Annotated in this window: 12 protein-coding genes; all 12 read left to right on the top strand. The window is 53.1% G+C overall.

Annotation, left to right across the window (positions count from 1 at the left end; all coding sequences use genetic code 11):
• Positions 1–201 precede the first annotated feature (201 nt).
• Genes HDT28_04740 through HDT28_04685 form a run of 12 tightly spaced genes read left to right on the top strand, consistent with a single transcriptional unit; the run spans position 202 to position 22,718 of the window.
• Positions 202–1,947 carry a carbohydrate ABC transporter substrate-binding protein gene (locus HDT28_04740; protein MBD5131882.1) on the top strand — a complete coding sequence of 582 codons (1,746 nt, stop codon included), beginning with the start codon at positions 202–204 and terminating at the stop codon, positions 1,945–1,947.
• A 12-nt stretch (positions 1,948–1,959) separates the two neighbouring features.
• On the top strand, positions 1,960–3,051 hold the full coding sequence (locus HDT28_04735) for a sugar ABC transporter permease (GenBank protein ID MBD5131881.1): 1,092 nt from the start codon (positions 1,960–1,962) through the stop codon (positions 3,049–3,051).
• A 10-nt stretch (positions 3,052–3,061) separates the two neighbouring features.
• Positions 3,062–4,084, top strand: coding sequence for a carbohydrate ABC transporter permease (locus HDT28_04730; GenBank protein MBD5131880.1), 1,023 nt, complete (start codon positions 3,062–3,064; stop codon positions 4,082–4,084).
• 53 nt (positions 4,085–4,137) lie between these two features.
• Positions 4,138–5,574, top strand: a complete 1,437-nt coding sequence (locus tag HDT28_04725; GenBank protein MBD5131879.1) for a hypothetical protein — start codon at positions 4,138–4,140, stop codon at positions 5,572–5,574.
• Positions 5,575–5,583: 9 nt separating this feature from the next.
• On the top strand, positions 5,584–8,565 hold the full coding sequence (locus tag HDT28_04720; GenBank protein ID MBD5131878.1) for a cellobiose phosphorylase: 2,982 nt from the start codon (positions 5,584–5,586) through the stop codon (positions 8,563–8,565).
• Positions 8,562–9,908, top strand: coding sequence for a beta-glucosidase (locus HDT28_04715; GenBank protein MBD5131877.1), 1,347 nt, complete (start codon positions 8,562–8,564; stop codon positions 9,906–9,908). The genes HDT28_04720 and HDT28_04715 overlap by 4 nt, the downstream gene beginning before the upstream one ends.
• A gap of 38 nt (positions 9,909–9,946) precedes the next feature.
• Positions 9,947–13,174, top strand: coding sequence for a hypothetical protein (locus HDT28_04710; protein MBD5131876.1), 3,228 nt, complete (start codon positions 9,947–9,949; stop codon positions 13,172–13,174).
• 21 nt (positions 13,175–13,195) lie between these two features.
• Entirely contained in the window at positions 13,196–18,331 is a 5,136-nt protein-coding gene (locus HDT28_04705; protein ID MBD5131875.1) for a DUF5011 domain-containing protein, read from the top strand.
• A 17-nt stretch (positions 18,332–18,348) separates the two neighbouring features.
• Entirely contained in the window at positions 18,349–20,097 is a 1,749-nt protein-coding gene (locus HDT28_04700) for an ATP-binding cassette domain-containing protein (protein ID MBD5131874.1), read from the top strand.
• Between the two features lie 4 nt (positions 20,098–20,101).
• On the top strand, positions 20,102–21,361 hold the full coding sequence (locus HDT28_04695; GenBank protein MBD5131873.1) for a hypothetical protein: 1,260 nt from the start codon (positions 20,102–20,104) through the stop codon (positions 21,359–21,361).
• 20 nt (positions 21,362–21,381) lie between these two features.
• On the top strand, positions 21,382–22,572 hold the full coding sequence (locus tag HDT28_04690) for a glucose-1-phosphate adenylyltransferase (protein ID MBD5131872.1): 1,191 nt from the start codon (positions 21,382–21,384) through the stop codon (positions 22,570–22,572).
• Positions 22,569–22,718 carry a hypothetical protein gene (locus tag HDT28_04685; protein ID MBD5131871.1) on the top strand — a complete coding sequence of 50 codons (150 nt, stop codon included), beginning with the start codon at positions 22,569–22,571 and terminating at the stop codon, positions 22,716–22,718. Before HDT28_04690 ends, HDT28_04685 begins: the two co-directional genes overlap by 4 nt.
• The last annotated feature ends 1 nt before the right edge of the window (position 22,719 follow it).

Raw genomic sequence — 22,719 nt, 5'->3', positions numbered from 1 at the left:
TTTCTAAAATCTAAGCCTATTGTAGCATTATCGGTGGGCTATTGTCAATGTTTTTTTAAAAAAAATGTAAAAAAATTTGAAAATTATATTGACAACCCCTATTTTGTATGCTATAATCCTAATATCATAAGGGCAAATCCTATATTTTTTTGCCCACATTGGAAACCGATTTCTAAAAAGAAATCAAAAATGGAGGAATGAATGATGAAAAAGAAAAGACTCGTTGCACTTGCACTTGCCGCTACTATGACCGTATCGAGCGCCGCTATCGGCGGGCTTGTAGGCTGCGGCAGCAAAAAGAGCGAGAACGAATTGTGGATAACCTACTTTAAGGGCGGCTACGGCTCCGAGTGGGTAGAGCAGCTTGCGCGTAAGTTCGAAGCCGAGCATGACGGTGTTACGGTCAGAACGGACGGCGACACTCAGCTTATAGACGCTGTTCCCAACATGATGAAGAACGGTACCGATTACGATTTGATCTTCTGCCACGACGTTACGTGGGAGGACTTCGTCGCGCCCGGACAAATTTACTGCTTGGACGATTTGTACGCTACCGAGGTCGACGACAAAGGCACGACCTTTGCCGATCGCATTTGGGACGACGACGTTCTCGCTTCGGCGCGCTACGACGGACATTATTATAAGGTTCCGTGGACTATCGGTACTGCGGGTATCGCGTACAACATGACCGTTATGGACCGCGTGGACAGCTGGCTCGAAAAACAGGGCGAAACTCGCAAATGGAACAGAACGGCGCCCGTCGATTATTACGAGCTTCTGCAATACTGCAAGGATATAAACGACGCGCATCTTCTCGTCGATCCCAACGAGGCTGACTCGGGTATCATAACTCCCTTTACCTGGTCGGGCGTTTCCGAGGAGTGGCAGTGGGACTACGTTCTTTTCGATTGGTGGGGTCAGCTCGCCGGTCCCGAGACCATGAATACGTTCAAGAACTTCGGCAACGTGGACGAGAACTTCAATTTGGATACTTCTAAACAGAACAACCCCGATAAAGAAGTTTACAATCCCGAAAAGTTCGCGGTCGTTCGAAACGCCGACGGCACGGTCGACAAGGAAAACAGCACGTACGTAGGCTGGGCGGAATACCAGCAGGCGTATCAGCTGTGGTACGACCTTGTTTGTGGCGAAAACAAGTCTTGGTCGACGAGCAAGATAAGCAATATGAGTAAGTTCGAGAACGAGCAGGCGTTTGCCAGCGGCGCGGGCGCAATGACCCCTGCGGCGTGCTGGATCGAATACGAGTCCAAGCTTTATCTCGAAAGATACGGGCAAGAGGTTTCGATCATGCCCACGCCTATCATTTCCAACGTTAAGCTCGACGCCGAGGGCAAAGTTCTTCCCAAGGACGCGACCGACGCCGCCAAAACAATCGACGCCATTCACGCCGACGCGGGCGTTACCGAAAAGACTATCACCGTCAACGGCAACACTTATAACCGCGTTTCGTTCACTAGCTCGTTCGGCGACAGCGTTATGATCCCCGCCAAATCGACGGGCAGAGACCTTGCGGTAGAGTTCCTTCTGTTCATGCAAAAGGAAGAAAACGCGCAGCTCTTTACCAAGCTCAGCGGCGGCACCGTTCTTCCTTATAAATATAACTACTGGGATTCGTTCGTAGAGGACGGCGTGGATAAAGCTACCGCGTGGCAGAAGTCGATATTCGAGATCGACCGCAACAGCACTAAGTTCAACAACTACACGCAGCATCCCATGATGCGCAAGACCGACCTCAGAGGCTCGGCGCGCATGACGACTATTTGGCCGACCAACTCGTACTTCTATCTCAAAGCATGGCAGGGCGCAGAGCCCACGGCTACCGAAAAGAGCAGCGGTCTTCAATCGTATAAGCCGACCGATTTGATCCCGTATTTGTATGATAAGATCATCACCGCGCGTTGGGAAACGTACAAGAAAGACCTGTAATTCGAGGAAAATATGCCGATTATAAATATGCAAGCCGCGGCAAAATTACGTGCCGAGGAAAATATGCAAGCTACTGCGGAACAGGCGGATAGCGCCGAAGCCGAAGTAATGCTCGACGGAACCCAAACGGCAGTCGACGATATCTCTATCGACGACGTAGGCGAGCTCGGCAAGGACTACGTGCCCGGGAAAAGAAAGAAAAAGGGGCGCAGGTCGTTTAACAAGCGCAAGTTTTTACGCGGGCTTTTCATCGTCTGTATGCTGGCGTACCCCGTTTTACAGTTCGTAATTATGTGGGCGTTCGTCAACTTCGACTCGATACTCATGACCTTCCAAAAGTACGACACGAGAGAGGGCTGGCGTTGGGTCGGGTTCGAGAACTACGCGAACTGGTTCGAGAAGTTCAGGGTAGACCCGGCGTACAAGGTAATGTTCGTGAACTCGCTCCTGCACTCGGTCGTGGGAATGTTCATTATATTCCCGATCTGCCTTATAGTCTCGTACTTCCTGTGCAGAAAGATCCCGTGCTCCGGCTTCTTCCGCATAATCTTCTATCTTCCGTCCATTATACCGCTCGTGGTGCTCGTTCTCGGCTTTACCAATATGATCAAGGTCGACGGGCTCTTGGGCAAGCTGTACGAGGGCTTTAACCTCGAAGCGCCGAGCCTGCTCGTTCCGCCCAAAGTGCGCTGGACTGTATACGGGTTCACCGTGTGGGCGGGAATAGGCGGAAACCTATTGCTCCTTTCGGGAACTATCAAGCGCGTGCCGAGCGAAGTGCTCGAATCGGCGGGCTTGGACGGCGTGGGAACGATGGGCGAGCTGTTCCGCATTATTATCCCCATGATTTGGCCGACGCTCGTTACGCTGTTCATAATGTCGATGATGGGAATTTTCACGGTCGTTTTCCAGCCGTTGTTCCTTACCGACAAGCTCATGGACGACACGATGACGCTCGGGCTTTGGATATTCAATAAGGCTACCGATAACTCGGGTAACGTTCAGGCGGCGACGCTCGGCATTATGACGACTATCGTCGTCGCGCCCGTCATCCTGCTTACGCGTTGGTCGCTCGATAAATTCTTTGCGAATATCAACTATTAAGGAGGACGAAATGGAAGACGTTAAATCTCCCGTAACATACAAGCCCGAAGATTACGTTATCACCGACGCGGACATCATGCTCGACAGCGCGGTCGAGTCCGAGCTTGACAGTAAAAAGATCCTCGGCATGAAGCCGGTCGGCAATAAATCGAAGAATTGGTTTTATCGCCATACGATCGGCGCGGCGAGGGCGGCGGGTCCCGGAAAAAGCATACTGTTCACTATCGTTTTTATTCTGTTCGTTATCTACGCGTTGTTGCTCATTATCCCGTTCTCCTGGATACTTTTAAACTCGTTCAAGGACCCGATCGACTTCGGTATGAACAAGTGGAGTTTGAGTTTTTCTGCGGGGTTCCAGAACTATATAGAAGCGTTCAACTATAAGGTAAAGGGTACGTCGGTTTTGGGTATGTACCTCAACTCGCTCTTGGTCGTAGGCGGCGGCGTGGTGGTTACGCTCGTATCGTGCACGCTCGCGTCCTACACTATGGCTAAGTACAAGTTCCACGGTCGCGGCATTATCTATAACGTAGTTATCGTTTCCATGATGGTACCTATCGTAGGCACGCTGCCCGCGCAGTACCGCCTTATGCAAAACCTCGGGCTCGTCGATAACATCGTCGGCGTTTGGTTCTTGTATTCGGGCGGCTTCGGCTTTAACTTCTTGTTCCTTTACGCATACTTTAAGAGTATCAGCTGGACGTATGCGGAAGCGGCGCAGATAGACGGCGCGTCCGATTTCAGGATCTTCATACAGATCATGGTGCCTATGGCGCGTCCCGCGCTCACTGCGGTCGGCGTACTTACGTTCATGGGCTTGTGGTGCGATTACCAAACCCCGTACTTCTATCTCAACAGTATGCCTACGATCGCGCTGGGTCTTAAAGATATGTCAGACCAGCTTGCATACGACCCCAACTATCCGTTGGTTCTCGCAACTGCGGTCACGGCGACTATTCCCATTCTGATCCTGTTCTGTGCGTTCCAAAAGACTATTATGAACAATATGACAGTCGGCGGATTGAAGGGTTAATTAGGAATTAAAGTCAGTCGATAATTCTCAACTCATTTTCAAGGTGTGAAACTATGAAAAAGATAATGAAATCACTTATAGCCGCGGCGGTTGCCGTTTGCTGCATAGCCCCGCTTGCGGCGTGCGACGCAAATAGCGATATGCTCACCACCGCGCCCAACGTCGGTATTTCGAGCGGCGTTGCCGAGAGCGTCAAGCATCATTCCGAGGTCGCGTACTACGAGCTCGAACGCCCCGACGACGTGCGTATCACGTTCGAGACCGAAAAGATCCAAAAGGTGTCGTTCAAGTACCGCGTTCTCGAAAGCAAGGAATATACGTTCAAGAACGATGTGCTCATTATCGACAAGAGCGTTTTCGCTAACGAAACGGCTGGCGATAAGCGTATAAGAGTTTTCGTCGACAACAGCTATACCGAGATCTCGGTGCGCGTAGTCAGCAAGGTCATTTACACGGTAGAGGACTTTAACAGCATTCGCTCCAACCTTAACGGCGTGTTCGTTCTCGGCGCGGATATAGACTTCGCCAATCAAATGTTCTTCCCGATCGGCAAGCCCGTAACGAGCGCCGACAGCACCGGCACGTTCGAGGGCGTTTTTGACGGCATGGGCTATTCGGTTAAAAATATCACCGTTCAAGCCCGCGACTGGGCGGAAGGCGAGGACGGCGTCGGTCAAGGCCCGTCGCTCGGCGGTCAGCAAGGCAATGGGCGCAACTACAACAACGGCATATTCATGTCGACGGGCGGCAGCGCGCAAATCATTAACACCAACTTCTCCAACATCACCGTCAACGGTCAGGGGCTTGTCGCCGCAGTAGTCGGCGCGAACGGCGGTTTGATCAAAAACTGCTCCGTGACCTGCTCACTTTCCCACGGCGGATACTTCGAGCATTCGGCGGGTATTGCGGGCGTAAACGGCTCGGGCGACGCGGCGGGCAGGATAGAGAACTGCATCGTCGTATACTCGTCGAGCGGCGGCTCGCGCGGCATTGCCGATTGGAACAACGGCATTATCAAGAATTGCTATGCGGCGGTCGCCGACGATTACGTTTTGCACGTCGGCTACGACAAGGAAACGGGTCGCGTGCCTGCGGACTTTGATTACGACGATTATATCAACGAGCGTATCGAGTATTATGCGGCAAACCCGACGTATGCCGAAAACCCGAGAAACGAAGGTAAATATAAGTTAGAAAACGGCGAGTACGTAGAGGCAGATAAAAACGAGGAAGGTAATTATACGGGTCAATATGACAGAACGCTCGGCTTCGAATTATTTTTCGGCAACTACACCATTCCCGCGTTCCCCGGCGCGATGGATACCTCGCAGGGCATTTTCTACAAGGCGGGCGATATAATCAACTCCGACGTTGTCAGAAAGGAATTCTTGCTCGATCCCGATAACTTCCCCGTAGAGGACGGCTGGGATAGGGACGTTTGGACCTTCGCTTACGGTTCGTTCCCCACGCTCAAAATTCAAAGCAGATAAGTTTAACTTATGAAAAAAGACTACTTCTTCGATAACGAAAAATTCGTTATACAGGACTTCGGCGATAAGCCGCCGTTTACCGATTTTCTTCCCGGTATCGCGGGGCTTAACGGCTGTCCGTTGTGGGCGTTCTACATAAACCGCGGTCAGGGTATCGCGGGGTTTGGCGTGAGCGGCAAGGAGCTTCCCATCATGGAGTTTTCTCCCGCCGAGATAGCGTACGCCAACGCGCCCCGTCAGGGCTTCCGCACGTTCCTGCGCATTAACGGAAAACCGTTCGAGCCATTCTGCGTCGGCACGAAAAACAGAACGCGCATGGAGATAAAGCGCAGCGGGTTCACTATCGTCGAGAGCGCACGCGCGTACGAACTTAGCGTGCAGTACTTCGGCGTGCCCAACCGCAGCTACGCCGCGCTCGGGAGAATAGTCACTTACACCAATAAAACAACCGCGCCGCAAAAGGTCGAGCTGCTCGACGGGCTCGCGCAGATCCTGCCTTACGGCTTGTGTAACGCGTCGTTCAAGGAAACGGGCAACCTGTTCAAGAGCTGGATGGCGGCGGAGGGTATGCCCGAATACGCGTTCGTTAAAATGCGTTCGTCGACGGCCGACACCGCCGAGGTGCGCGGCATAAGCGGCGGCAACTTCTTCCTGCCGATAGGCGAGTATAAAACGGTCGTCGACCCGCAAAAGGTGTTCGGCGAGGACCGCACAAAAACGACGGCGGCGGTCTATAACAAGCACGGCATAGACGACAGCGCGCTCGCAAATCAGCGCGACGAGAACGAGTTTTTCTGCGCGTTCGCGCACGGCGAAAAAACGGTCGAGCCAAATCAAACGCTCACCGTGTGCTCGCTCATAGGCTACGCCGAAAACGTAGAGCTTGTACAAACTCTCAAAAAATCGCTTACCGTTCCGGTTATTCTCGCAATGCGGGACGAGGCGGATAAGGAAGCGGAGCGCATAGCCGCCAAGGTCGAAACGCATACCGCATATCCGCTGTTCGACGAGTACGTAAAGCAAAGCTATTTCGATAACGTTCTCCGCGGCGGTATGCCCGTGAGCGCGGGCGGAAAGCCGTATTACGTATTCTCGCGCAAGCACGGCGATCCAGAACGCGACTATAACGCGTTTCATATCGAGCCCAAGCCCTATTCGTGCGGCAACGGCAATTTCCGCGACGTGGTGCAAAACCGCAGGAACGATCCCGTTATCACGCCCGAGTGCGGCGACTTTAATATCAAATATTTCTTCTCGCTGTTGCAGGCGGACGGATACAATCCGTTGTCCGTACTCGGCGTGAAATACGTTTGCGACAAAATACCCGAACGGTATAAGGCGCACGAAAAACTATTAAGTGGCAAGTTCACCGTAGGCGACGTGGTTTCGACGCTCGGTATATTCGGCGACGAGCTCGACGAGTTCATTAAGGACTGCACGCCCGTTTGCGAAGCCAAGTTCGGCGAGGGGTATTGGACCGACCACTTCGTGTACCTTATCGACCTCGTTACCTCGTACCTCGACGTTTATCCCGACAAGAGCGAAGACCTTCTTTATAATACTGATGTAAGGTGGTTCAAGTCGGGCGTAAAGGTTTTGCCGCGTGCGCGCCGCTGCAAAAAGACGGCGGACGGCGCAATTCGCAGGCTGTACAGCCTCGAAAAGAACGGCGACGACGGCTGGCTCAAAGCGGGCGCGGACGATTACCGCACTTCGCTTGCCGCTAAGCTTTTGTTCCTTGTTTTGATCAAGCTTGCAACGCTCGACCCGCTCGGCATAGGTATCGACATGGAAGGCGGTAAGCCCGGCTGGTGCGACGCGACCAACGGTCTGCCCGCGCTGTTCGGCAGTAACGTTGCGGACGGGTTGGAGCTTCTTCGGCTTATAAACACGCTGCGCAAGCTGTTTGTCGATTTCGTAGATATCGATTGGGCGGTCGAGCAAAACGATTTGTTTAATGCAATGCTAGCGCTTCTCAAAAGCAAGCCGACCGATAACGAGTTTTACGCTACGAGCGGCGAAATAAAACAGGCGTATCTAGATAAAGTTTACGGTAAAGGGTTTGAAGGCGTGTTCGCCGCCGCCGAGCACACGGACGTTGTCAAGTTCCTCGACCTTGCGGCGGAAAAGCTTACGGACGGCATGGAACGCGCCAAGGCGCTTGCGGACGGCTGGCTTCCCACGTACCTTACCTTTGAGGTCAAGGACTACGCGGAAACGGACGACGGATACATACTGCCGACGAGCTTCGAGGCGCGTGCGCTTCCGCACTTTGCCGAGGGCGTTGCGAAAGGACTTGCGATAGGTGATAGGGATAGCTACGAAAGAGCAAAGCGTTCTTCGCTGTACGACGAAAAGCTCGGGCTGTTCAAGACGTCAGAGCCGCTCGACGGCGAAACGCTCGAAATAGGCAGAATACGCTCGTTCCCTGCGGGCTGGCTGGAACGCGAATCGTGCTTCCTGCACATGAGCTATAAAACGCTTTTGGCGCTCCTCGAAGCGGGTATGTACGACGAATTTTACGCACAAATTAAAACGGGGCTCGTTCCGTTTATGCCCGCCGAACGCTACGGCAGAAGCACGCTCGAAAACAGCTCGTTCATCGTTACGAGCAACCACGGCGACGAAACAAAGCACGGCAAGGGTTATCAGGCGCGGCTGACGGGCGCGAACGCAGAGATACTCTCTATGTGGCGCACGATGATGGGCGCGGAGCAGCCGTTCGTACTCGGCGAGCACGGCTTGGAGTTCAGGCTCGAACCAAAGCTCGAAAAAAGCTTCTTTAAGGACGGCAAGGCGTCGTTCACGCTGTTCGGCACGACGAAGGTAACGTACATAAACAACAGCGGCAGAAGCACTTGGGACGGAGTTAAGGTCGCCCGATACAAGCTCATCGGTAAGCAAACGATCGAAACGGAAAGAGTAATCGGCGAACAAGCCGAAGCCGTCAGAAACGGCAAATACAGTCAAATAGAGGTACAACTCGCATGAACTTGAAATTCCCCAAAAACTTTATATTAGGCGCTGCCACCGCGGCGTATCAGATCGAGGGCGGCAGGCACGAGGACGGCAAGGGCGACAGCAACTGGGATAAGTTTTGCGATATCCCCGGCAATATCGATCGCAACGAAACGGGCGAGGTCGCCTGCGATCATTATCACAGGTTCAAAGAGGACGTTGCCAAAATGAAGGAGATGCACCTCGACGGCTATCGGTTCTCGGTGGCGTGGACGCGCATTATCCCCGACGGCGACGGCGAGGTCAATCAAAAGGGTATCGACTTTTATAATTCGCTTATCGACGAGCTTATCGCGGCGGGTATCGAGCCCATGCTCACGATGTTCCACTGGGATCTTCCGCAGGCGTTAGCAGACAGAGGCGGCTGGCTCAATCCCGATAGCGTCAAGTGGTACACGCGCTACGCCGAAGTGCTGTTCGACGCGTTCGGCGGCAAGGTCAAAAAGTTCATTACGTTCAACGAGCCGTTCGTGTTCACCGATTTCGGGTACGTTACTGGCTCGTTCCCGCCCGGCATAAAGGGCGATTACAGAGCGAAGCTTCTCGCTGCGCACCACGTGCTTATGAGCCACGGCTCGGCAGTCAAGCTTTACAGGACAAAGAACCTCGGCGGCGAGATAGGAATAACCTTCGACTATGCGTACAACTGCCCCGCAACGAAGAGCAAAGAGGATATCGAGGCGGCGAAGCTCGCTAACGAGTTCTGGGCGGGCTGGTACTTCGAGCCGGTAGCGTGCGGCGACTATCCCAAGCACGCCAAAAAGTGGTTCGGCGAGCGCGGCTTGCTTCCCGAAATAACCAAAGAGGACATGAAGCTCATAACCGAGCCCGTCGACTTTATCGGCATAAACCATTATTTCGTAAACTACGTAGCCGCCGACAAATCGAACACCCGCGAGGGCACGCGGCACGTGTATCCGTCCGTACATCATTCGGACATGGACTGGCCGATCACCGAGGACGGGTTCTACGAGCTGTTGAAGTATTTGCAGTCTGTGCTCAAAGTTCCGCTGTATATAACCGAGAACGGCATATCGCTCAACGATATAGTAACGCTCGACGGCACGATTGAGGACTACGATAGGATCGACTACATGAAGCGGTATCTCGGCAAGCTGTCGCAGGCTATTGCGGAAGGGCTGGACTGCCGCGGCTACTACTATTGGAGCTTGATGGATAACATGGAATGGGCGGCGGGATACAAACCGCGTTTCGGACTCATACACGTAGACTATGCCACGCAAAAGCGCACGATCAAGCGCAGCGGCGAATGGTATAGATCACTTATCGACCAAAAGAACGGTCAAAACAAGTAATCTACGCACTTTCGTGCGTTCCATATAAGGAGAATGATATGAAAAAGGTAATCAAATCGCTACTACTCGCGGCGTCGGTCGCAACCGTTTGCGGCGGCTTCGGGCTCGTAGCGTGCTCGAAAGAGGTCCCGACGTTCGACGCGCCTACCGTCACTATCAGCGAGAGCGTTCTTTCGTGGAACGCGATCGACGGTGCGGTAGAATACACCGTAAAAATCAACGATGACGAAACGACCACCGTTACGGCTGTGGCGTCGCCGTCGTTCGACGTTTTGACGGTCACGGCTAAGCTCGTCGAGGGCAAGAACGAGCTTTCGGTCAAGGTCAACGCTACCGATAACTTCCTCGCAAGTCCGTACTCGGAGATCGTGGAATACACCTATACCCCGGTTGATCCCGGTCCCGGTCCCGGCGGCGATCAAGATCCGCCTACGACCGAAAAGTTTACAATGTCCACTGTTACGCTCGAGGGCACGACCCTTAAATGGACGGCGGTCGAAGGCGCGACAAACGGTTATACCGTAAAGATCAACGGCGACGAAACAACAAAGGTTGCGGGGGGGGGTACGTCTTTGGACCTCGAAAGCGAAGACGTAGTAGCGTTGCTCAAACTCGGCAACAACAATAAGCTGTCCGTCAAGGTCAACGCGGTGGGCGACAAGCTCGCGAGCGACTACTCGAACGAAGTGACCTACGAGTACGCGCCCAGCAATCAGCAGTTGATCGATACGTACCTTTCGATCGTGGAAAATCTCGAAGACGTTTCCGTCGACAGCACCGACCCGGCGACCATCAAAACAAACCTCGACCGTGCCGCCACCCAGTATGCAAATATCGTAACGGCAGGGCTTACCGAGGAAGCGGAAGTAGTTGCCGCTAAGGAAACGTACGACGCCGCCTTTGAAATATACGATGCGGCAGAAAAGGCTTACAACGCTTTTGCAGAAGCATTGGACACCGCGACGGCTGAGGTCGAGAAAGAGGAAAGTCTTTCCAAGCTCAAAACCGCAAAGACCGCCGCAGACACCGCTAAGGAAGGGCTTAATACGTTGGCAACCTCGATGATAACGACCGAACAATCGACCGCATACGCCGCGCTTGAACCTACCGTGACCGAGTGGGAAACGGCAATAACGGCGAAGAAGGCGGAGTTTGACCTTCTCATAAAGAAGATTGCTTACGAAAACGCCAAAACGTCAAACGTAAATTATGCGCTTATCCTTTCGTCCTGCGAAGACGCGACGGACTCGCTCGCGGGATACGTGAGCGCGGGCGTCGCCGACGAGCTCGAAACGATTGAAAATTACGCCGCCGACGCAAAAGAGGCTATTCGGGATCAAGTGGAAGCCACTATTGCGGACGAACTCAGGACAAAACTCGCGGCGGTAAACGAGGCGTTCGAGACCGTGACCGCCACAAGAAACGCAACTAACGTCGCCGCGCTCAAAACAGCGTATGCGGAGTTCGAGGCGTCCTATCGCAAGCTCGAAAAGCTCGGCACATACGGCAAACGTTATTTCGATACGGAAGTCAAATTGTCGAGCGAGTCCGACGATTTGCTGACCGAAGCAATCGACGATATGAAAAAGATCGTTCTCGCGACCGCGGTGGAAACAGTCGTGCAGGAATCTGTATCGTGCGAGGGTACAGGCGGTGCGTATATAACCGTTAGCCGCAGCTACGTCAATTGCCGCGGCGAAGCGTTGTTGCTCGCAACAGCGCCTGTGCTTACGGTTGACGCCACCAACGCCGAAGACACGGGCGCGCATATTCGTAGCGGCTTTGCCTTGACTGCGAACGCCGATAACGTTTACGTAGCGCAAATCGTAATAGACGAAGTGTCGAAGATTACTACGGCACGATATATAATTACCGGTGGGATCGATGAGGAATCGTATATATCGCTAAATTACGAATTGAATATGGAAAATCCGTGGTTCTCCAACGATAATCCGCCCGCCGATGATACCGTAGGCAACGCAAACGGATATAAGAAATGTTTGGACAACGACGGGAATGTCGCATTCGTCAAAGGTGGTAGCTATGCAAACTATTACTTGGCAGTGTACGAGGCCGATAAGGTAGTCAAGGACAGCGGCAGTTGCGTGACTTTTACCGACGCTCCGCTTGCCACGCTCGACGTTACGTCCGGTAATTCTTTCATCGACCTCGATACGTTGCGCAACATAATCGCGCTTAATGCTCCCTACGTAGTTGGGAATACGTACGGCGTTCGCTTTGTCGTATACGGCGTCGGAACGAACGAGGGCAAGATCGTTCATTCCAAATTCGACGCGTCCGTCGTCAGTCAGCTCATAACCCTTAAATTTACGGAAGCCGATCTCACTTTCGGTCAAGAAGTCGAGGAAGAAAAAATCGTTCCCATAGGCTTACCCAACGGTTGGCATTTGCACGGAGGTGACAACAATGAAAACAATATAGACTATCCTTGGGAAGTCGCCACTGCAAAAGACGAGAAAGTAAAAGAAGTCAATATCCTTATTTATGACGCAACGTATCTTTTGGGCGACCCTGCGACCTATGACTTCGAAGGCGCGACTCCGCTTGCGACCTATACCATTCCCGCCGGCGGCGGTTGGATAAACTGGGACACGCTGGGCACGGCTATCAGAGAAGGTTGGGCGGAGTTGCCGCTCGACAATAAATTGCTCTCGCATAAGCTCGTATTCGCTATGCAAGCGGTTTCGAACGATCCCGAGTATGCGGATTCGAAGCTCGTATACGCGACGGACAGCGAGGGGAACAGAGCAATCGAAGATTTCGATATGCGTATGCAGATAGGCATTAACGGCGTTATCGACGGCGGTTACAACGGCAATTTGTACGTTGCGGTCGGCGGTAATCTTCCCAACTTCGTTACTCAATTCGAAAATCAAGTCAAACTCATCGACAGCAGTATCGATATAACGAAGGATATGGCCGGAGCAAATGAATATCTCGAAGTTATCGTTCGTGTATACGACCACGATGACGGCTCGGCGGATAAAGAACCTCTCTTCGAGTATAAGTCGGCGTTCGTTGATAACTTCTCCGCAAACGATTTGACAAGCGCATGGGCGGCGGAATACTTTAAGGCACATCCCGACGAAACTACAAAGGCTTATAACATTGATTTTGCATTCGCCATAAGCGTAAAAGACGGAACGGAATTGAAGAAATATTTCATCGATTCCAACGAACAGCTTGGCTCTACAAGCGCGCAGAACGTCGAAATCACGTTAACTAAGCCCGCCGATAACGAATAATCAACTAATTTGGAGCAGTCTATGAAAAGGCGCAATAATATATTTACAATTATTGGTCTTGCGATAGTCGCATTAATTGCGACTATCGCCGTAGGCTGTAATTCTGCCGTAATCCCGTTCGACGCGCCCACGGTAACGCTTACGGATAGCATTATTTCGTGGGCGGCGACGGACGGTGCGACCAACGGCTATACCGTAAAAATCAACGAGGACGAAACGACCAGAGTCGCGGCTACGTCGCTCGACCTTATTACCGTCAAGGATAAGCTTGTAGAGGGCAAAAACAGCATTGCCGTAAAGGTAAACGCAGTCGACGAGATCAGAAGCGAAAGCGCGTACTCGCAAGCTGTCGAGTACAACTATTCACCGAGTCCTATCGATCCGCCGCCTGCGCCAACCGTAGTAAAAATAACGATCACGGGTGCGGACGACGCGCAAATAAAGCAAGGCACGTTTTTCAACTACTTTGCGGACGTGACAGCCGTCGGCGATAACGGCGTGGACTACACGTCTAAGATCGTCGTTTCGGGCAATTTCAATTCGGCGGTTGCGGGCGAGTATACGCTCGTTTACAGCGTGAACGACGGCAACGGCAATTCCGCGCAAAAGGAGCGCGTTATTACCGTTACGGCTAACGAGGAGATAGGCAAGGTCGACCCGACCCCTACCTTTACTTACACGCCGTCGGAGGATGACCCCAACGCAAGCCCCTACTATAATATAGCCAAGGGCTGCAAGACGACGGCTAACAGCGTTCAGGGCAACGCTTCCGCCGATTACGCTACGGACGGCGATATGTCCACGCGCTGGGAGAGCGCGCACGGCGCAGATAACGTTAATTTCACAGTCGACCTCGGCGCGGAGCTTACCGTAAGCGCCGTAAATATTTATTGGGAAGCGGCGTACGCTAAGTCGTTTGACTTGCTCGTATCGACGGACGGCGTAAGCTTTTCGACTGTCGAGCAAATACAAGACCAAACTTTACATACCGACAATCTCATAAATTCGTTCGACTTTACTTCCGCACGGCAGCAATTGACCGCACGGTTTATTCGCATTGCCTGCACTAAGCGTAGCGGAAACTACGGCTATTCTATTTACGAGTTCGAGGCGCTCGGCACGACGGGAACGGTCATTCCCACCGAGAGCTATCCCGTGCTTTTCGACGCACGCAAAAACGGCTCACCCGATTGGACGGTGGAAGCGCAGGAAAGCGTCGTGTTCGATTTGGGCAGTCCCAAGACTATCGACAGCATTCGTCTCGCGTTCAAGAGCTATATTAAGCCGCTCGGGCTTTTCGTTTACTACGGCTCGACCCAAAACGATTACACCGCGGCGATAATTAAAAATCTTCCGTACAGTGCGGACACTTACGGGTTTTACGCATCGTCTGCGGGCGACGCGGCGCGGCTTACGCTTAATAGCGTGCGCTATATAAAAGTCGATATGGACGGTATGTCGTTCGACAGTCAGGCGCTTAGGATAACCTCGGTCGAGTTCGGCTATACCGAAACGAACGGCGATAAGACCGAGAGCAAAAAGATAGACAACAAAACGGTTTCCGTCACAGCTTCGTCGCACAAGACGGGGCATGAAGCGGCGCTCATGCTCGATAACGACGACGGCACGTATTGGGAGAACGAGAACGATACCGTTTACAAAACGATCGATCTCGGCGAGGTCAAGGCGGTCGGGCGCGTCGATTTGTATTGGCGCGGCGACGACGGCGGCAAGGGCAAGTATTACGATTTGCAGATAAGCTCGAACGGCACGAACTGGACGACGGCTTTCCGTCAGACCCACGGCGCAACGCCCGCGCAGAGCATTTACCTATACGAAAACGCGCGCTACATTCGCGTTATAGATTACCAGAGCGGTTCTGCCGACAGGTTTATGCTCGAAGGCGCGGTAGTGCATTCGCAGTATCCCGCGTCGAGCGGCGAGGGCAAGGTCGATTACGACGTTTCGATAAAGCTTCCCGAATACGGCACCGTCGAGTTGGGTAACGGCAGCTACCTTACGGGCGGCACCGACTTCCCGTCGTCGCGGCTCATAGCATATCTCGACGATTCGCTCCGCGACAAGCCCGTGCCCAGCAACGACTGGTGGCAGGGCTTGCTAATAGCCGACAAGGGCTACAATATGTACATGAACCCGCTCACTGCTACGTTTATGAGCGACGGGCTGTGGCTGACCAATCCCGGTGCGGGCTATTTCAGCGGCATAGTGCCCGGCAACGGCTCGCACACCGTCAACGTGGACGCGCACGACCTTGCCGTCGGTTACGCGGGCATGGGCGCGAACGCCACGGTGCGCGTAACGGGTTATTCCGATTACGGCATGAGCGCGGTAATGACGGATAGGCGCGGCGTGGATAAGCTTACGGCGTTCCTTTCGCAAGGCTCGCTCTACGCTTACTGCCTGTTCGCCGAGCCCGAAAAGGCGTTACTGCTCGCAAAAGATTTTATAGGGTTCTACGATATCGACGGCAACGAGATATTGACCGAAAACCTTTCTACTTTCACGGGCGACTGTATCGTCGTAAAAGTGCTTACGCACGCGAGCTACGAGGGCGGTATTCAAAAATACAAGGATACTAACGGACAGGAGCGCGAGCACGACAAGATTTACGAGGAACGCTACTACGTAGTGTCCGTGCCTGATAAAACGACTTTTATTCGCGGCGAGGACAGTGTATCGGTCGTTATGACCGAGGGCAATTATATGTCGGTAGGCGCGGTCGCGCAGAAGAACGCCGTCAAATACGGCGAGAGAAGCTCCGCGGCTTTCCCGAAAGCGGAAGTAGCGTTACTTCACGAGCACGGCTACGCGTTCGTCATCAATACGGGCTGCACGTACGACTTCGACGGCGACACCAATAAAGTTACCACCGAGTTCCGTGTAAGCGCAATGCTCATGCGCACGGGCTTCTCCGCGGAAGCGTACTCGGCGTATATGCCGCATCAGCTTTCTAAGTCCGACTATAACGGCGGCTACGTTTACGCGAGCATTCGCGGCGATTGCCGTTCGTTCGTGGGCAACAGCTTTACGACTACCGATACGTTCTACGGCATCGTTCCCACCTTTACCGAGCCGACCGACGACGGGTATTCGTCGCAGGTGTTGTACGATCAACTGCTCATGCTGTACAACAACAACGGCGGCGACAAAGCGCCCGGCAAGTATTTGATTTCGGGCGACCCGTACTGGCAGGGCAAAAACCTTCACCCCATGGCAATGGCTGCGCTTGCCGCCGACCAGATCGGCGCGACCGATCTTCGCGACGCCTTCCTCGACAAGATAGAGTATATACTCGTCGACTGGTTCACCTACGATCCCGTGGACGACCTAGTGGACGACAAGCATTCGTACTTCTACTACGATAGCGAGTGGGGCACGCTGTACTACAAGAACAGCGAGTTCGGCGCGGGCGTCAACCTTGCCGACCACTACTTTACTTACGGTTATTATACGCTCGCTTCGGGCGTGCTCGCTTCGTTCCGTCCCGAGTTCGCCGCAGACTGGGGCGACATGGTGGAGCTGCTCATTCGCGACTACATGAACCCCAGCCGCACCGACGAGCTGTTCCCGTATATGCGCAACTTCGATCCGTTCTCCGGTCACGGCTGGGCGGGCGGCTACGCCGACAACAACGGCGGCAACAACCAAGAGTCTGCGGGCGAAGCGCTTAACAGCTGGGTGGGCGCGTATTTGTACGCGACGGCTGTCGGCAACGAGCAAATCCGCACCGCGGCGATCTACGGCTACACGACCGAGCTCAACGCGATCAAGCATTATTGGTTCAACTACTACGGCGATTTTGCGGAAAGCTATCCGTACGGCGTAGTCGGGCAGGTGTACGGCGGCAGCAACTTCTACGGCACGTTCTTCAACGGCGAGCCGCTGTATATGTACGGTATTCATCTTATCCCCGGCGAGGAGTATCTCACAAGCTACGCGCTCAATGAGTCCGAGCGCGGTATGCTCGAAGGGCTTATCGACGCAATGCGTAAGGACCAAGCCATGTGGGAAGTCACCGATCCCAAGGATAACGGAATTCACGCGTGGCAGCACATATTCATTCCTATCGTGGCGATATACGATCCCGACGAGGCGTTGGAGTGGTACGACCAAGTGCTCGCCGAGCAGGGGAACGTCGGCAACACGTCCGAGCAGTTCAACGTGTACTGGCTCATCCACGGCATGAAAACGACGGGCGGGCGCTCGACCGATATTTACGCCGCGGACGGCGCGACGGCTACCGTCTACGAAAAGAACGGAAAGTACACCGCGCTTTGCTGGAACCCCACGGGCGCAGAAAAGAAAATAATATTCAAGAACGCCAAGGGCGAGCAGGTAGGGTATGCGGTCGTTCCCGCGAACAGCCTTGTATCCTGCGATCCGACCGAGCAAACGACCTCGTTCGTAAGCTATACCGACGTTTCAAACTTTAAGCTCGGCGGCATAGCCGAAAGCACGAACGCAACTATGTCGGGCGGCAAACTCACGCTCGGCTCGAACGGTTCGGCGTCGTACCTTCTTACCTTCGGCAGCGAGGAAGCGTATTACAGAATAAAGATCACGGGCGCGAGCGGAGTTAAGCTTGCTATCGACGGACAGAACGTTGAGCTCGGCTCTATCGCAGGCGGTTGCGCGAGCGAGCCCGTATCGCTGTCGTTTAAGCATACTATCACGGTTTCGGGAAGTAATGCGGAGATCACGAGTATAAGGTTCGAAAAGCTCACGCTCAACAAGCAGAACGTCGGCATGACCGCCACCGCTTCGAGCACCGAGAACGCCGAGAATATCGTTTCTAACGCCGTTGACGGCAGCATGGACACGCGCTGGGAATCGCGCCATGCGGACGGCGACGAGGCGTGGCTGCAAGTCGAGCTTGCCGAGCCTACTACGATTTATCAATTGCGCATATATTGGGAAGCGGCTTCGGCTAAGGAGTACAAGGTCTACCTTTCGCAAACGGGCGCGGACGGCGACTGGACGGAGGTTTTCCACGGTAATTATTCGCAGGGCGCGCGCACCGATTACGTTACGCCGTCGACGATAATGAACGCTAAGTACATTCGCATAGAGGGCATTTCGCGCACCACCACTTACGGCTATTCAATCTACGAATTGGAAGTATATAATTTCAACTAAAATCAAGGAGCATCATCATGGCAGGTTTATCGCTTAAACACGTTTACAAGGTTTATACCGGCAGGCAGAAGTCCAAAAAACGCCCCGTAAAGGCGCTTATCAATAAGATAAGAAAGAAAGAGGAACAAAAACCCGCCGTAGAAAAGCGTTCGGGGAACTTCGTTGCGGTCAAGGATTTCAATATGGAGATCGAGGACGGCGAGTTCATCGTTTTCGTCGGTCCGTCCGGCTGTGGCAAGTCGACTACCATAAGAATGATCGCCGGTCTTGAAGATATTTCGGCGGGCGAGCTGTACATAGACGGCGTTCTTATGAACGATATTGCGCCCAAGGAAAGGGATATCGCCATGGTGTTCCAAAGCTACGCGCTCTATCCGCACATGACGGCGCAGCAGAATATAGAGTTCGCGCTGAAAATGCGCAAGATCCACGTTGCCAGGGTGGACGAGAACGGCAACCCCGTACTCGCTATCGACGAGAAGAAAGTGAAGCGGCTTAAACGCGAGCTCGCCAACGTCATAGCCGATCTCGAAGCCGTCGAGCGCGACAAGCAGACCGTTCCCGCGCTTAAAGAGAAAAAGGCTTCGCTCGAACGCGAGCTTGCCGCTTTTGCCGATAAGCAAGACGCAAAGGCTGCCGACAAGAACAAGATCAAGAAACAGCTCGAAGCCGTGGTGGACGAGCTCCGCGCGATTAAGATCGAGATAGAAAATATCCCGTCGCTTAACGAGCGCAAAGCTTCGTTCGAGCGCGATATCGAATACTATTCCAAAACGCCCGTACCCGTTTACAAGCTTAAACGTATGCCCAAAGAGGCGATCAAGGAAAAGGTCCAGTGGGCGGCGAAGATCCTCGATATAGAGGAACTTCTCGACAACAAGCCCGCCGAAATGTCGGGCGGTCAGCGTCAGCGTATTGCGCTTGGGCGTGCCATGGTTCGCGGACCGAAGGTTTTCCTTTTGGACGAGCCGCTTTCTAACCTCGACGCCAAGCTCCGCGCGAGTATGCGTTACGAGATAGTCAAGCTTCACCAAGAGCTTAAAACCACGTTTATCTACGTTACCCACGACCAGGTCGAGGCTATGACCATGGGTACGCGTATCGTCGTTATGAAGCTCGGTATCGTTCAGCAGATTGATACGCCGACTAATCTTTTCGACTTCCCCGATAATAAATTCGTTGCGGGCTTTATCGGCACGCCGCAGATGAACTTCTTCGACGTCACGATCAAAAAGAACAAGAACAAGCTCGAAACGACTTTTGCTAACGGTCAGACCGTTGCGTTCGACCTCGCTAAGCTTCGCGGCATCGAGCCCGAGTATCTCGACGGCGAGAGCCACGAGGTAACGCTCGGTATGCGCGGCGAGCACCTGTCCGTTGAGACCGAGAAAACCGACAAGAGCGTCGAGACCTCGCTCGTTGTAAAAGAGGTTTTGGGCAGCGTCACGCAGATGTTCGTTAAGCTCACCGACGACAGCCCCAATACCATTATAAGCGTATCGGGCCGCAACGATTTCGAGTCGGGCGACAAGGTTTGCGTATCTTTTAACGAACGTAACGTTCATTTGTTTGACAAAATTTCAGAAAAGTCTATAATGAATAGAGAGTACGGCAACGCCGTAGAGCCCGAAGCGGTTGCGGAGCCCCAAAAGGCGGAAGAACCCGAGATAGCGGAAGAACCCAAAAAGGCAAAACCTGCCGCTAAGGCAAAGTCGACCGCTGCCAAGGCGAAGCCGACCGCGGGGGCAAAAAAGACGACAAGGTAGTTTAATGAAAGAATGGCTTAAATTTTTCGGGCTGAGTTTCTTTTCCGATAAAATAGCAAAAGGTGCGAAGGAGCGCGGCGTAATGAACTGCGTGTTGGGCTTTGTGCTGACGCTCGTCTTTATCTTTTGCGGAGTGCTTGCCGCCAATACGGTGTCCTTTTACACGCACTACGGCAATGCGACGGAGTATAAGTCATTCCTACAAAACGCGGCGGACAACTTGCAGCTTTCGGTTGAAGACGGAAACGTTTATACCGAGCAAGTAGTTAATACTTCGCTTAGCGAAAGCGACGCGAAGGTATACGGCAGTAACGGATATACGCTCATAGTAGACACCCGTTCCTCGTTCGCCCTTGACGATTTCGAAGCCTATTGTATTTTAAAAAACGGCGAGCAAGAGATTACATACAACGAGTATCTTGCTTTGCCTAACGAGCAAAAAAGCGATTACGATTTTAAACTGCGCTACACGCCTAACGAGCTCACTCTAACCGACGAGCTCGTATCGGGCTACGAGAATTATTTAAGCGCGCACGAGGACGAAAGCGTAAAGAAGCAATACGCCGAGCTTGTTTCCGTCAAGAACGATCTGTCGGCGGACGATTACGCGCTTAAAGTGTACACGCTCTATATTCAGACCTATTATCCCGATATTTCCGCCTATGAGCGCGCGGGAGATGTTCCGCTGCTCAGAAGCTACTATTATCGAAACTATCTTAACAGTAACGATATACGGAAAAGCACGTTCGTGTTCGCGGACGTTCTTTTCGGCTTCTTCGATACCGACGGCGGGCTTTCCGTCACATTTTACGGTTCGTACACGAGCGCGGAGAGCGGCGTTTTGTCGGCGGACAAGGTCGACGGGTTTATTAAAGACGTGTTCCGTTCTTCGGTGTCGACGAGCGCCAATATCTACTTGATGAACACCTGCAAGTACATACCGCTTATCGCGTTTATACCGTTCGTGCTTGCGCTACTCATGAAGCTCTTTTTCGTTATTAAAAAGAACGAACAGCAAAAGAAGCTTTCCCTTTGCATTAAGATCGAATGCTCGTATCTTGCGGTATCGTCATTGCTTACCGCGCTAGCGGTGTTTGTTTGCGGGTTCTTCGTTTCGAGCAATACTCTCAACGTTTTGCCGCTCATTATCTACGGCGGCGTTCTTGCTGTGAGAACGATCGTATTCCTTGTTACCGAAACGCTTCTCAACAGAAAAGTGACCGAGACCGAAAAAGACGACGGCGAGCCGTCGCCCGAAATATAATTCCTTTAAGGAGATAAACAATGAAAAAGAAAAAGTGCATAGCTATGCTTTTGGCGGGCGGGCAGGGCACGCGGCTTTTCGCGCTTACCAACAGCGTGGCGAAGCCTGCGGTGTCGTTCGGCGCGAAGTACCGCATTATAGATTTTCCGCTCAGCAACTGCACGAACTCGGGCATAGATACCGTAGGCGTACTGACTCAGTACCAGCCGCTCATACTCAACGAGTACGTAGGTAACGGCGAGCCGTGGGACCTCGACAGAAGCTACGGCGGCGTTCACACGCTTCCGCCGTACCAGGGCAAGCACGGCAGCGAGTGGTACAAGGGCACTGCAAACGCTATATACCAGAATATCCATTTCCTTAACGAGTACGACTCCGAGCACGTGCTCATTTTATCGGGCGACCATATTTACAAAATGGACTACTCGAAAATGCTCGCCGAGCATATCGCGCACGATGCGGACTGTACGATCGCGGTCATCGACGTGCCCAAAGACGAGGCGAGCCGCTTCGGCATAATGGACTACGCCGAGGACAAGAGCATCAAGTCGTTCGAGGAGAAGCCGAAGAACCCTAAGAGCAATCACGCAAGCATGGGCGTGTATATCTTCAAAAAGGACGTGCTCGTAAAAGAGCTCGTCGCCGACGAAGCGGATAAAAATTCTTCTAACGATTTCGGCAAGAATATAATTCCCAATATGCTCGGCAAAAAGTGCAGAATGTTCGCGTACCAGTTCGACGGGTACTGGAAGGACGTCGGCACGGTCACAAGCCTTTGGGAAGCGAATATGGACCTTCTCGGTGACAAGCCGACGTTCGACCTCGACGATCCGTCGTTCAAGATATATTCGCGGAACCAACCGCTTCCGCCGTCGTACATAGGCAAGACGGGCAAGTTCGTCAACTCGATCATGACTACGGGCTGCGAGATCTACGGCACGGTCATCAACTCGGTAATAGGCGAGGGCGTGACTGTAAAGCAGGGCGCGGTGATCGAGAACAGTATTGTTATGCAAGGCTCCGTTATCGGCAAGAACGTTAAAATCAGCTACGGCATGATCGACGAGAACGTGGTAATAGGCGACAACGCGACGGTCGGCGACGAGCAGTCGGACAAGACGCATATCGCGCTCGTCGGCAGGAATTCGCAGATCCGTCGCGGGACAAAGGTAGGCTCGGGCGATATAGTGGACAACGGAGGGCACGCTTGAAAGCGCATTCATCGCGTGATGCGGGCTGCGTTTGGCTCGGCGGCTTGGTCATGTACGTTTATGTACACTCCCGTCGCCACCTCGCCAACTGCTGCCCACCTGACGCGCGACTGCGCTTTCAAGAGCTTTTTGTGACAAGGAGATAAT

The sequence above is a fragment of the Clostridiales bacterium genome (assembly GCA_014799665.1).
In the GTDB taxonomy this organism is placed as follows: Bacteria; Bacillota; Clostridia; order Christensenellales; family Pumilibacteraceae; genus Anaerocaecibacter.
The sequence above is the reverse complement of the archived record's forward strand: the minus strand, read 5'-3'. Positions and strand labels throughout refer to the sequence as shown.

Bases quoted from the DNA above. Each gene is read 5' to 3' on its own strand.
- HDT28_04725 (MBD5131879.1), top strand. From the start codon at position 4,138: ATGAAAAAGATAATGAAATCACTTATAGCCGCGGCGGTTGCCGTTTGC.
- HDT28_04735 (MBD5131881.1), top strand. From the start codon at position 1,960: ATGCCGATTATAAATATGCAAGCCGCGGCAAAATTACGTGCCGAGGAA.
- HDT28_04720 (MBD5131878.1), top strand. From the start codon at position 5,584: ATGAAAAAAGACTACTTCTTCGATAACGAAAAATTCGTTATACAGGAC.
- HDT28_04715 (MBD5131877.1), top strand. From the start codon at position 8,562: ATGAACTTGAAATTCCCCAAAAACTTTATATTAGGCGCTGCCACCGCG.
- HDT28_04700 (MBD5131874.1), top strand. From the start codon at position 18,349: ATGGCAGGTTTATCGCTTAAACACGTTTACAAGGTTTATACCGGCAGG.
- HDT28_04690 (MBD5131872.1), top strand. From the start codon at position 21,382: ATGAAAAAGAAAAAGTGCATAGCTATGCTTTTGGCGGGCGGGCAGGGC.
- HDT28_04740 (MBD5131882.1), top strand. From the start codon at position 202: ATGATGAAAAAGAAAAGACTCGTTGCACTTGCACTTGCCGCTACTATG.
- HDT28_04695 (MBD5131873.1), top strand. From the start codon at position 20,102: ATGAAAGAATGGCTTAAATTTTTCGGGCTGAGTTTCTTTTCCGATAAA.
- HDT28_04730 (MBD5131880.1), top strand. From the start codon at position 3,062: ATGGAAGACGTTAAATCTCCCGTAACATACAAGCCCGAAGATTACGTT.
- HDT28_04705 (MBD5131875.1), top strand. From the start codon at position 13,196: ATGAAAAGGCGCAATAATATATTTACAATTATTGGTCTTGCGATAGTC.
- HDT28_04710 (MBD5131876.1), top strand. From the start codon at position 9,947: ATGAAAAAGGTAATCAAATCGCTACTACTCGCGGCGTCGGTCGCAACC.